The sequence below is a fragment of the Cohnella abietis genome (genome assembly GCF_004295585.1).
GTDB lineage: Bacteria > Bacillota > Bacilli > Paenibacillales > Paenibacillaceae > Cohnella > Cohnella abietis.
Genome location: NZ_AP019400.1, coordinates 416444 through 429711 on the forward strand (window position 1 = coordinate 416444; position 13268 = coordinate 429711).

A 13268-nucleotide genomic window follows, 5' to 3' on the forward strand; every position below is an offset into this window, starting at 1 on the left:
AAGTGGAGGGGCGAAAGAAAAGACCGAGTGCAAATGCACTCGGTCTTTGTGTGTCACTCAGTATAGATCCGTTAATCTTCCAGCTTAATAAGCTTGTTCTCTCCTTCTGCATAACGGTACATAGTGACAGATTTCTCTTGTCCCGTATCGGAAGATTGTACGGTAAATATTCCTCGGGAGTCATCGTAGTTAATAACGTCTTCTTTGCCGACGTTCAAAGCTTTTCTTACACTAGACCACTGTAATTTTCCGTCCTGTTCCTTAAATATGTAAATCTGATTTTCTTTATGGGTAATAACAATAGCCTCTTCCCTTCCGTCACCGTCCAAATCCTTCTCGTAGCTAGCGGATTCAAATGTGAGATACGTCGACATTCCTTTTCCATCCTTTTTTATATACCACACGCATGCTTCGCCATCTGTTCTGCATACTTGCATGTCAACCTTTAACACATCTTGGCCAGACAACCGCGTTGTACTAAGCTCTGCATCGTACAAAGGGCTGAAACCATAATGAAAGAGTGTATTTGCTTGTGAAATACCATCAGCGATAAAACCAAAGTACTCAAACTTCTCGTCGCTTCCAGGCTTGGTCTCTTTATCATGCACTAGTGTATAATGTAATGCCGTTCCAAAGCCTATGATCTCCTTCTTATCTATAAGATTGATATCCGAAAGTGGAATCTGCTCAATGAAATCGTTGGTTCTTAGTGGGTTGTACTGGTTAGATAATCCTGGAAGAATATTGGCAATTTGATATGGCGAATCAAGGTCCTTCATGTTATCTCCTTCTAGAAGCTTGAACGTAAGGGGTAACTCCAAACCGAATCCCTCTGTTCCTTCAGTCAGGGCAGGGTGATTGGATGGCGATGTCACTGTGTTATCACCTGACCAATAAAGCATCATTATTCCAGCAGTTATACAAACCATGACCGCTCCCGCAAGCTTCTTCCATCTTCGGAAAAAATAATTTGGTTTATGATCTACTGCCTCTAGCACCGACATCCGCATCTCATTAGTAAAAGTTTCTTCTCCAAACAAACCATCCTTAACTTTGCTTTGCCATTGTGATTGATACTCACTCATTGTTCCGTCCCCTTCCATTTATTGTCAACAGCTTTGCGCGCCCGATGTAATCTTGATTTGACCGTGCCTTCCGAAATATTCAATAGCTTTGCTATCTCTACCATTGTCAGTTCATGCTCCAGTGTTAGAATCAGAACCTCTCGAAGCTTAATGGAAAGGCTCATAATAATCTCTCTGATCTCTCGGGTGGATTGCTCTCCAAGAAAGACCGACTCTGCCGACTCTCCCATCCCTTGCGGCTTTACCCAGTTAAACAGAACAATACGGCGCATATAGCTCGACTTCATCTCATTAATAGCTAAGTTTCTTGTAATTGTGAAAAGCCAAGTTTTAAGAGAGGACTGGCCTTTGAACGAGCCTACATTATGAAATACTTTAATGAATACTTCCTGTGCAATATCCTTTGCCTGCTCTCGGTTTTTGGTGATGGCATACGCATACTTCCTCACATCGTCACCATACTGCGTCATCAAATTATAAAGCTCGGTCTTATCAAGGTGCTCCGTAAACGCCAAATATTGAAATTCCGGTTGAGACTCCATCTTTTCACCTCCACCCTATTAGACAGGAGTCAATAATGAATCGTTCCCTTTTTAACTCCATGGTGTCATATTCTTCTCGCAGCATCCAGTAAATTGTGGAAAAAATGTTCGGTTGTGTGGGGTTAAAATAGAGGGGGTGTCTCAAATAAGCTATGGTCGAGTGGCTGTAGTGGTTTGAAGCCACTTTTTTTCTCGTATTGTGCGAAAGTTGGAGAAAAATTCAGTTTTTCGGCAGAGTATGTCGGAATTGTTCAGAAGTTGTATAGAATTACCTGTTAAAATTTGTTAGATAGGGTTTTCTAACATTACAAATATCAAGAAAAGATGGAGGTTTACTAATGAAAGTATGGTTTAGAAAGTCATTAGTCCTACTGCTAGCGATACTCGTTCTTGTGTCGGGTTTTCCATTCGCGAATCAGTTAAAGGCGGAGGCAGCGGGAGTTGTCGATACAGTGAAGGATAGTACCTATCTTTCATTAAAATATGACAATTTCTTACCGTCTCATCCACTGAAGGATCAGATTCAGTATAATTCGAACGTGGTCAAGCCTGATCTGGGCTGGATCGAGGAGAGTGGACAAGGGAAACTGCGTCTAGCTGGACAGTACAATACTACAGGTGGATCTGCCTTTAATAAGGAGCGGATATCTTTATCCAATGATCGCTCCTTTAGTACTTATTTTAACTTTCAGATGAAACGAACGATTAGTGGAGGCCGAGCAGCCGATGGTATCGTGTTTGTTGTACAAACGGCTTCTAACGCAGCGGGATCTACTGGCGGCGGACTTGGTTATGAAGAAGTAGGAAGAAGTATTGGTATTGAGTATGACACTTATTATAATCCAGAGAAAAATGATCCACTAGCAATAGGTGGAGACGATAAAATTGCGAGCCATATCGCATATGATAAAAATGGGATCGTGACACATCCAGATGCTAGCAATGTTGCTGGCAAAGCGGAGCGTAACGAGATTCTGGCGAATTTGAAATCTAGTGATATGGATCTATCTAATGGGGTTTATCATTCATGGATTGAGTATGACGGGGTAGCGGATAAACTTCGTGTCTATTTGATCAAAGAAGAAGCAAATGGAAAATATCTTGTTCCAATTATGGGGCCAGGTACTAATGAAAAGGAACAGGATACAACTGTCACAATTCAAGGATTCCCTACATTGGGTACTAGTAAGGGATTAGTAGGTGTTAGAGCAAGCGATAGCGCAAGTATTGATATTAAGCCAGTATTAGATATTTCGGGTGTGGATCTATCAAGCATACTAACCCAAGATGAAGCTTATGTCGGTTTTACTGCCTCAACTGGGGGGATGAACCAAAACCACGATCTATTGAAGTGGTATTTTAATAATGACAGTGGATTAATTGTTCCTAATAGTGGCGGTACTAATATTGAGCAGGCACCAACAAAAATAAAAATACTTAATAAAGAAGCGTTTGAGTATCAGACCCCGTATCAAGGAAAAGACCATCAAGGAATTAAAGTAAATGAAGCTAAAGCATCGGTTACTGCTCAGGTGTATACGGCTGAAAATGAAATGATTAAGGGTTACCCAGTCACATTCTCGCTTTATTTAGTTGACGGAATTGTGAATGTTCCGATTGGGACTGGTGCTCCGGTCCGAACTGAAGTCAGGAAAGACGACCCTGAGATTCTCATGAAAGCCCTTGGCTATACTAGAGTCAAAAAGTCTTTTGTGCATAGTAGTGATGACGAGACGCAAGAAGTATGGGAAATTACTGTTCCTACGGACGAGAATGGACAAGCAAGCATCGATCTTTACAATCTCGGTATACCACATCTCACTAACGTAAAAGCACGTATCGGCGGCGATTTGAAGGGGTATAGCGCTCCACACGGCGGTGGACGTTATGATGAGGCCCCCGTGTTGTTTGGTGCTGAAGAGCCTAAGGTAGTTAAGTCTGAAGTCAGTGACGATCGCCGTAAGGTGATTGCCGATTTCGACATCCCGGTTAAATATGATCCGACTAAACCAGGCGGGTTTTGGCTTGAGATTCCGGGCTCAGATCCAATCCCCCTTATTATTGAGGATTATGTTATTACAAATGGAGATAAAGATCCGTTTAAGCTTGTTCTGAAGCTGGATCCAGATAAAGTATCTCCAAATACGATTATTCCGCCTAATGTCGTTCCAGTTCTACATTATGACGGAGATCCGAAAGACCCAACAACTCCGGGCTCAGGATCGGTAACAGACCGCTCGGGAGAAAAGACATTGAAAAATTTTCCTGACGGGAATGGAACACCGATCTCTGTTATTAACCGTTTCGCACCAGAAAGTCAGACCGTTGTTAACGATGCAGGGCGGAACACGATTAAAGTGACGTTTCCGAATAAACTTGTTAATCCCGATCTCGGTGTTAAGGCTGCGTTTGAAGTGGTAATAAATGATGGTAAGAATCCGCCGGTTAAAGTTGGCGTGACTAACGTGGTTAAAGATTCATCTGACGGCAAGATATTAGACCTGACAATTGATCCGAATAATCTTAACTCAGCTTGGGAGGGCAAGATTCCAGCAGATGCCGTAGTAAGCTTAAGTTATGATCCAGCTAAATTGCCTGCTGGTGTAACAGGTATTAAACGTGAGCCGATTCTTGGTGAAACTAATGAAAATCTGGACAGATTCATCCATCCAGTTGTGAATCAAATAGAGCCATTATCAGCTAATGTTATCAATGATGAAGCACGTAATAAAATAACAGTGAAGCTACCGTCAGCATTAAAGCAGCCTGCCAACAACATTAAAACAGCATTTAAAATTTTTTCCGATGGTAAACCTATCAGCGTGGATAGTGTTGTTTGGGATCCGCTACATCCAGACGTTCTGGTGCTTGCTCTTGATCAGCAGGATCTGAATACCGTATTCAAAGATGGAAAAATTCCATACGAGGTTAGTGGCTCTCCTACATTAACGTTGGAATATAATCCAGCACAAACAGGCACTACTCCGATAGTTGATATTCATAATCAGCAATTACGAGCTCTTGGTTCAGCTGTATACACTGGGGACTACGCAATTAATAATCAGACGGCTTTCGAACCGACAAGTGCTACGGTCAACGACGATAACCGTAAGCAAGTAATTGTTAAGTTTCCAAATAAGAAGATTATTAGCGGTCAACCTGAACTTCAGATTGTCGTGGGTGGAGATTTTAACAATCCGATTGACGTCACCGATATTGGTGGCAGCGGATCGGATACGTTTATCCTGACGTTAGATACGAAAGTTGACTATAACAAAGAAGTACAGCTTATTTACAAGCCTTCGGTAAACGGAAGTATTGTAGATCAAGTTAACCCGAATGGAAACGTACTCCGCCCACTTGGTCCAACAACAGCTGATTCTAAAGATTATCCAGTTCAAAATCAGTTCGGTCCGAATAAAGCGGTTGTTATTGAAGATAACGGTGGACGTAATAAGGTGGAACTGACGTTCCCAAGTGCCATTACGAATCCGCAATCGGTACCGCCGGGCAGCTTTACCGTCGTTATTACACCTGATATTGCCCACCCAGAAATTTCTGTTACAGCTACCGTCTACCATTTAGACTGGAATGGAACAAGCCCTAGTAAATTAGTACTTAAATTTGATCCTACTGATTTAGCGAATCGTGGGTTAACTAATGGTATTCCGCCAGAGGCTGATGTAAAGCTTAACTATACGCCTCCAGGCGCTAATCCCGTTACGACTGGTACGCAAAACCTTGGTAAACTCGTTCTATTCCCCGTAGAGAACGGAGACTATGACAATGCCAAGCTCAAGCTGACTGCTAGTCCAGATTCTATCTTGGGTGATGGACAATCATTCTCGACGTTGACAGCGAAGGTGACGAAGCAGAACGGAGATCCCGTCGCTAATACGAAGGTTGTATTCAATGTACCTCCGAGTCAATCAGGCTACTTCGTTGATCCAATAACCAGTGCGCATGTGACTTCAATTGAAGTGCTCACGAATGGTAATGGTATTGCAACAATTCCTTATTACTCGGAGAAAATTATCGGTACGAATGAAGTAGCAATTACAGTTACGGCTAAAGTCCGGGATCATGTCCTGAAACTGAAGGCAGAGGATGATATTACCGTTACTTTTGCACCAGCGACAGTTAGTGGTGTCGTCATTCATGAAGGTGTTAAAGTGGCGGGTGCCATAGTAAAGATCACTGATCCGGCCACGGGTTGGACGAAGAGCTTTACTACAACTGCAGATGACAATGTGGGCAGCTATCGTTTTGTTGTTCCAGAAGGCGACAAACAGTATAAAATTGAAGTCACAATTCCTATTCAAAGTAGCGGACAATCAGTACCAGTCAAGTTTACACAGAACGTTAATGTTGGAACTGTGACAGGAGCTGGTAGCCAGGAATTCCCGTCTACGCAAACTGTTACCGGTTTGGTCGGACTTAATCTTCCAGTAAACGGAGAGTCCAGATGGTTCGGCAACAGCGCGGTGAGTAATCTGAAAGTAAAATTGAAGGATTCAACTGGCGCTTATCTGCACAACGATGCTATCAATCAGGATTGGTTCCTGCTAGAAGGAACCGGTACAGGAATATTCACAGCAGACAACCTCATAACCAACAAGGATTACCAAATGGAAGTTTGGTATCAAATGGAGATTTACGATAAGAATGGACCTACAGGTGTGTTTAAGGAAATCCTGATCAACGGCAAGCCAGACCCGCTTGATCCTTCGAAGATTAAGTATCCTGTTATTAAGGTTACGGAATCGGGTGAGCTGAACATTGTTCAAGATCTGGTAGATCCTTACGGAACAGTAATGAATGGTTCCGATGGCAATAAGCCAATTCCAGGAGCCAAAGTTACATTGTACTATTGGGGAACGACCAATGAAGTGTATTTGCCCCCAATTGCAGGGTTTGAGCCTAATGATAACGCAAGCCCTACCCAGTATACGGATGTTCTAGGTAATTACGCGTACATGGTATATCCGAATACGGACTACGAAGTAGTTGTTGAGGCTCCAGGCTTCCCTAGATATTCAAGCGGCAAAATATCCGTTGGTACTGATATTGTCAGACATGATGTGGTGTTATATGCGTTCTCTAACAACGGGCCATACATTCCGGCGATCCCACCAGTAACACCGCCTACAGAAGGTAAACCTAACTTGACGGTTAATTTGACGACAAGTAGCAGCCAGTATGAAGAAGAAAGCACGGGTACGATCGTAGTAGACTATAGTAATAATGGAAATCTACTATTAAAGTCAGGAGAAATTTCGATCACGATTCCTGCTGGAGCTGAGGTAATTGATGCTGACGGAGGGAAGGTTTCAGGCAATACGATTACTTGGCTAGTTAAGGATTTAGGTATTAATCAGCAGGGCTCTTATAAGGTCAAGCTCAAATTCCCTAAAGCGAATGCAGCTGAGAAAATCGTCCAAGTTACAGCTCAAGCCAAATCAGCAGACGGCGAATGGGCTAACCCAGAATATGCGAAGTCTTCCTTAAAGCTTCTGATTTTCTCCAACAGATACGGAGATGTCGAGCATATACGCTATATTCTTGGTTATCCAGATGCGAAATTCAAGCCTAAAAATACGCTATCTCGTGCAGAGCTTGCGGCAATCGTAGCCCGTTTAATTAATGGAGGAAATACGAATGATAAAGCAAATTATTCAGATGTTCCGTCCAAGCATTGGGCAAGCGGGTATATTCGAATCGTGACCGATAACAAAATCTTTACAGGCTTTAATGACGGAACATTCCGTCCTGAAGCTCCGGTTACACGTGAGGAATTAGCTGTCGTTATGCTTCGTTTCCTGGAGATAGATGGTTCAAATCCGATTAAGCCACAATTTGAAGATGTTAAAGGACGTTGGTCCGCGGCGGCAATTGAGGCCTTGTATCGGAATGGATTAATTAATGGATATCCGGATGGTACCTTTAAGCCGGGCAGTAACATTATCCGTTCAGAAGCTGTTTCATTAATTAATAAAATGCTGTTCAGAGGACCACTGACGAATGTAACGCCTTCGTTCCCTGATGTATCAAGCAGTCACTGGGCATTCGGGCAAGTTGAAGAGGCTTCCCACTCCCATAAGGCGACCCGCAAAGAGAACGGAAGCGAAGTGTTTGTGAAAACTCTGGACGACACAGTGAAATAATAAATAGATATAAACACAAATATTTTCGCTGTAACAAGTAGAAAAGCAAACTCACATAGCTGGTCAAGCCTTCGTCCAAAAAGACAGGGCTTGACCAGCTTTTTTCTAATCTATAAGCCTAACCAAAAGAGATCGTGATACATTGAGCTAAGAGAATATCAATAAGGGGGAAGGTATTCTGAGCAAGGGCTAATCCAAAGTATTGATCATGAGATTGGTTTCTATTTGAATGAATTCAAGTCTATTGCGGCAGGAGTAACTCTGCGACATTTACTTACTCATACCCATGGTTTAATTGAAAAGGATGGAGAAATCATACGAGAGTTTAGGCCCGGGGAAGATTGGGCTTACAGGAATGTGGGCATAAACATGCTTATCCAATTAGTCTCACATGTGTCGGGGCAGACCTTGAGTGTTTTTATGCAAAATCAGCTTTTTGAAAATTGTAACCTTAATGAAACAGGATGGAGAACTAAGCAACATGAGCACCTCATCTACAGCTACTACGAGGAGAAGGACACTTGGGTAGGGCCTAATAACAGTGATGCTGGAGATCAGGGGAATCTCTTTATAAGTGCAAGAGATTTGGCGAAGTGGGGTAATTTACATTTAAGAAAAGGTTATGTAGAGGGTAGACAGATAGTGTCCCAGAAGGTGTTCGAACGTATAACGACCTTTCAAACACCAGATAACATTCCGGCTCATCAGCCAAGAAACGGATTTATTTGGTCGTTACAAAGCGACTCCCCTCTAAGCCAGCTAGGGGGACGATTACCGAGCTGCTCTTACCAAACACTCGGAATTACAGGATGCGCTTGCTTAGTAATTCCGAAATATGAGGCAGTCGTAGTTAGAATGTTTAATCAGTTAAGCAATCCTATTGGCTACGATTATCTAAGCGATATCAGAAAATTTGGAGATCTGGCTAATGATCTTCTAATGAGTAATGAGAAATAGAGTTATAAGAAGGTGGCTGATCTGGAGGTTAATCCAATTCAGCCACCTTATACTCATTTCTATTTCCCCAATTGGGAGAGCCAGTTGGCTAGCTCTTCGGTCTGGGCAAGAACAGCCATAGGGTCATAATACCAGGAGCGTTCTTCTGGCCATGTGTATATTTGCCCCTTCTTCACGGCAGGGATATTTCCCCAAATTGTATCAGCTTGAAAATCCTCAGCTTTTCAATTGTTGGAGGTTATAACAATATAATCCCCTGAGTATTTATCAAGCAATTCGGGTGATATTTCAGCCCACTGCTTGGTCATGATTTCTTCGGCAACTCCAGAAGGGGGCTTACGCCCTAAAGCTTGATAAATCGGCTGACCACCTCGACCAAAATTATCACCATATGCCCAAGTAGTCTTACCACCGTCCTCCATAATAGAGAAGGATGCATCGGCTGGGATGGCGGCATCGACTTTAGCTTTGGCTGCAGCAATGCGGCTATCAAATTCAACTAGCCATGTCTTGGCTTCTTCTTCTTTACCGAGCAGGGAGCCGAAATAAGTCAGCTCTTCGTGAGCATTTTTCAAATTACCATAAGGAATGACCAAAGTTGGTGCAATCTTACTAAGCAACTCGTAACTATCTCCGTTGGCGGTAATGATGAGATCTGGATTCAGAGCGAGAATGCTTTCGGCAGAGGGCTTTCCATAAACACCGGTATCCGCCACGCCAGTTAGTGCCTCTTTGTAATAATAATTTTGCAATGTTAGTCCTGGAGCGCCTATTGGAATAACATTCAAGACAATTAGGCTGCCCAAATATTCTTCAGCCACAATCCGCTTCGGGTGAACTGGGATTTCAATATCTCCGTTAACGGTAGAGACGGTTTTAAATTTTGCCGTATCCGGTGAAGCCTGTCCAGTCTCTTCCGATGGAGCGACGGAGGCACTTGCCGAAGGCGGCAAGGTGCTTGAATTCTCGCTGCTATTGGAGTTGGTAGCTCCGCAAGCGGATACTATAATGGTGAGCAGGAGCAATAATGAAACCATAACGGATAGGCGACGCTTGTCGTGCGGTTGTCTAGAAAACATTTTTTAATCCCCCTTAATATGATAACGATTATCATTATCAAAATAACTTTACAATATAAAGAGGGAAATTTCTATGCCTTGAAATGATACGAGGTTATGCAAATTTGTGATGTTATGTCAGCGCCTTTAGTAACTCCTTAAGCTGCGCCTGTGAAGAAATCGGATCGTAGCCATAGAACATTTCAGGCTGGTTCAATAGGTATACCCGATTATGTCGGACAGCCTCTAAATTTGCCCATTTTCTAGAGCGGAACAGTCGATTGATACGTTGTTGGCCGCTAGGATAGGAAGGTAGATCGGTAATAAAGATATGGTCAGCTGGGTAGGAGGCTATGGATTCAATCTCGGCTTCTATATACCCACGGAAGGCTATTCCTTGATCCAACAGCTGGGATGGAGGACGAAAACCGATGTCATCATATAGGATTTGGCAGCCTCTGCCGTAATTACTACTGAAGCAATAGGCTGATTTCGGACCGATTTCCCAGACAATAGCTGTTCCTCGATTGCCGAGCTCATGGTCAAGTTTTTGATTGATTTGGCCGAGTAGTTCATCGTATTCTGCTAAGCGGTCCTCTGCTTTATGTCTTCTTCCGACCATATCTGCGATTAAGCGGAACTGCTCGCGCCAGTTCATGGTCATATGTGGCAGCTCCAGTACAGGAGCGAGTGGAAGTAAGCTCTTATTTTCTTTCGCCTTGCTATAGCTGATAATAACATCCGGTCGGGCGGCGGCGATTACTTTATAGTAGGCAGATGGTGTGTGTTCGTAGGGATTAAGCTTTTGATCGATATGAATAGTTTTACTGCTTTGTGTATTTTCCAGCCACGGCGTGTAGACGCCAAGATCGGGAATGATGCCTAGTGCCATTAAACTTGCTGTATGATTAAAGTTTAGTGCAACGATTCGTTTAGTCTTTTGCTGATAGGCGGTGGGTGACAGTCCGGTAAGCTCCTTAAATCTGCGGCTTAAATAGGAGCCTTCCTTATAGCCAACCTCCTGCGCAAGAGTATTCAAATCGGGGGGTGCTCCGGATAAAATACTGCGCTGAGCACTACGAATCCGAAGGAGAGTCAGATGAGCATTGAAGGTACGCCCAGTATGCTTACGGAACATACGTGAGAAATGCTCAGGGCTTATGTTGGCTATATCGGCCAGCTGTTCCCGTGTTAGATCTTTGTGGTAATGAGTTTCTATATACAATAAAGCCTGATCAAGCCATGAAAGGGTCTGCTCTTTCCTGGCAGCCTGCTCATTGTGCAGCTCTGTAAGAAGCTCAATAAAGAGCTGCTGTACCCGGAAGGGTTCACTGAGCTGTGGCTCTCGCCACATACTTTCTAATTCGCTTGCCAACCTCAAAGTCCCAGCTGGACAGCGATGCAGAGGGGAGGAGCACGTCAGTCCATATGGTTTAGAGCCATTAGAGGTCAAGCACTGGTACTCGATTTGAATTCCCCGGAGTGGGGATAGTGACTTCTGCTGTATTTTTAAGTAGGGCAGGGAATCGCATAGAAATACACTTCCCCGGGATATCTCATGCGGCTGGTTATTAATATATAATGTTCCTTCTCCACCCCAAACGATAAGAACACGATAATACGGTGTAGCTTCTTCCCATGTATTGTTCGCGATTAATTGATCTAAAGTGGTCAGGCGAATGGGCATAAAGAAGGAATGGGGATAGGGGTATGCTTGTGCGCAAGCAGGGCGGGACGATGGCATAGTTATCTCTCCCATTTAATGATAATTTCTTTAATAGAGCTAAATAAGCTTATTACATTCTATCACGTTAAACCGCCTCCTTCCGTACTGGGAGAAATTCATATTTTCGTAAAGAACACATGACTTTTAGTAGATTGAACATTGCAGTCGTCCTTTGAGCCGCGACAGATATTTAAGTTTGGTTAGCTTTGAAAACAAAAAATGGTTATAGTTAATGAGGATACGAAGAATGTCTTTTTCTGGAGGGATGCGGTTTTTATACGGTCCTGCTTAGTATTTATTTTCCGTCAGGGGGATGTAGTAAATGATTATCGATAGAGCAGCCCTATCTGATGCAGAAGAGATACGTGCACTTCAAAAAATCGCTTATGTAAGTGAAGCAGAAATATATAATGACTATAGCATCGAGCCAATGGTGCAGCCTCTGGCGGAAGTTCAGGAGCAATTCGAAAATTATATCTTCCTTAAAGCTGTTGTGAATGGTTCTATTGTTGGTTCAGTGAGGGGTCTTTTAAAAGAGAGGACTTGCCATATTGGTAAGCTTATCGTTCATCCTAATCACCAGAACTTGGGAATTGGCGAACAATTGATGTTAAAGATCGAATCGTTTTTTGATAGGCCTATAAGATATGAATTGTTTACTGGAAACAAGAGCGAAAAAATCTTCGACTATATGAGAAAATTGGCTACAAAATAGTAAAGACGGAAATAATTAATACGCGGTTGAGTATGATCTATTTGGAGAAACTTGATCTTTAATAGCAATTTAGAATGATACAACGAGTAGCCACCATGGAGGTTTTTTTGATGAAAAGCAAGAAAAGCATTTTTTATAAGCTGGGGCTTACCCTTATTATCGTGTCTATGCTACTATGGATCACTCCTGTTGTAGTTCCCTTTATTCCAATTAGCGTTAAAGCAAGAACGGGAATCATCACTGTCGCTCTCATTGTTTCAGAAATACTGTTCTGGACCGGCGTTCTGCTAGCAGGAAGAGAAGTTGCCAAAAAAATTAGAGGCTACATCAACCCTAAGAACTGGAGAAAGAAGCAGCCAAGCGAAGAGGGTAGTCATAAGGAAGAGTGACTCGTCGCGGGCCTCATTATGCGAAAAAACCGAGTAACGCACCTCAAGAGAGCCACGAGAGGATCTCGTTGTACGAAAAAATCGAGCAACGCGCCCCGAGAGAGCCGCCAGCAGACCCCGATGTACGAAAAAATCGAGTAACGCGCCCCAAAAGTGCGACCAGCGGACCCCATTGTACGAAAAAATCGAGTAACGCACCTCAAGAGAGCCATCAGGGGAGCCCGTTGTAAGAAAAAATCGAGTAACGCGCCCCAAGAGAGCCACTAGTGGACCCCATTGTACGAAAAAATCGAGTAACGCGCCCCAAGAGAGCCACTAGTGGACCCCATTGTACGAAAAAATCGAACAACGCGCCCCAAGAGAGCCACTAGTGGACCCCATTGTACGAAAAAATCGAGCAACACGCCCCAAGAGAGCCATCAGAGTACCCCGTTGTACGAAAAAATCGAGCAACGCGCCCCAAGAGAGCCATCAGAGTACCCTGTTGTAAGAAAAAATCGAGCAATTACACCCCAAGGGTACCATTTTCCACCAGTCGTGCCCTCCAAACAGCCACAGAAAACAATTATGCTGTGAAATTAAAAAAGAAAGCACGATCCATTATTCACAATTAGGCTGAATACCCCTATAAT

At 43.2% G+C, this 13268-nt stretch carries 7 protein-coding genes and 1 pseudogene; 4 read left to right on the top strand and 4 right to left on the bottom strand.

Translation table 11 applies throughout. The features are described 5' to 3' along the window. Positions 1-71: 71 nt before the first annotated feature. Entirely contained in the window at positions 72-1085 is a 1014-nt protein-coding gene (locus KCTCHS21_RS01705) for a hypothetical protein (protein ID WP_130604840.1), read from the bottom strand. Then, complete coding sequence (locus KCTCHS21_RS01710; protein WP_232058035.1) at positions 1082-1627, bottom strand: RNA polymerase sigma factor; 546 nt, start codon at positions 1625-1627, stop codon at positions 1082-1084. The genes KCTCHS21_RS01705 and KCTCHS21_RS01710 overlap by 4 nt, the downstream gene beginning before the upstream one ends. A gap of 338 nt (positions 1628-1965) precedes the next feature. Here KCTCHS21_RS01710 and KCTCHS21_RS01715 point away from each other — a divergent pair, with 338 nt between their 5' ends. Together KCTCHS21_RS01715 and KCTCHS21_RS01720 are read left to right on the top strand one after the other, a co-directional pair. Beyond that, positions 1966-7791 carry an S-layer homology domain-containing protein gene (locus KCTCHS21_RS01715; RefSeq protein ID WP_130604841.1) on the top strand — a complete coding sequence of 1942 codons (5826 nt, stop codon included), beginning with the start codon at positions 1966-1968 and terminating at the stop codon, positions 7789-7791. A 213-nt stretch (positions 7792-8004) separates the two neighbouring features. Further along, positions 8005-8748 (top strand): serine hydrolase domain-containing protein, encoded by a 744-nt coding sequence (locus KCTCHS21_RS01720; protein ID WP_269472759.1) that lies wholly within the window; start codon positions 8005-8007, stop codon positions 8746-8748. 224 nt (positions 8749-8972) lie between these two features. On the opposite strand, the gene KCTCHS21_RS01725 is transcribed toward KCTCHS21_RS01720, so the two are convergent. Together KCTCHS21_RS01725 and KCTCHS21_RS01730 are read right to left on the bottom strand one after the other, a co-directional pair. Further along, entirely contained in the window at positions 8973-9827 is an 855-nt protein-coding gene (locus KCTCHS21_RS01725) for an ABC transporter substrate-binding protein (protein ID WP_232058037.1), read from the bottom strand. 115 nt (positions 9828-9942) lie between these two features. After that, positions 9943-11550 (bottom strand): annotated as a pseudogene (locus KCTCHS21_RS01730) (helix-turn-helix domain-containing protein); the annotation flags it as partial. Positions 11551-11854: 304 nt separating this feature from the next. Here KCTCHS21_RS01730 and KCTCHS21_RS01735 point away from each other — a divergent pair. Together KCTCHS21_RS01735 and KCTCHS21_RS01740 are read left to right on the top strand one after the other, a co-directional pair. Beyond that, positions 11855-12247 carry a GNAT family N-acetyltransferase gene (locus KCTCHS21_RS01735; protein ID WP_232058038.1) on the top strand — a complete coding sequence of 131 codons (393 nt, stop codon included), beginning with the start codon at positions 11855-11857 and terminating at the stop codon, positions 12245-12247. Positions 12248-12357: 110 nt separating this feature from the next. Continuing rightward, entirely contained in the window at positions 12358-12636 is a 279-nt protein-coding gene (locus tag KCTCHS21_RS01740; RefSeq protein ID WP_130604844.1) for a transporter suffix domain-containing protein, read from the top strand. Positions 12637-13268: the final 632 nt, after the last annotated feature.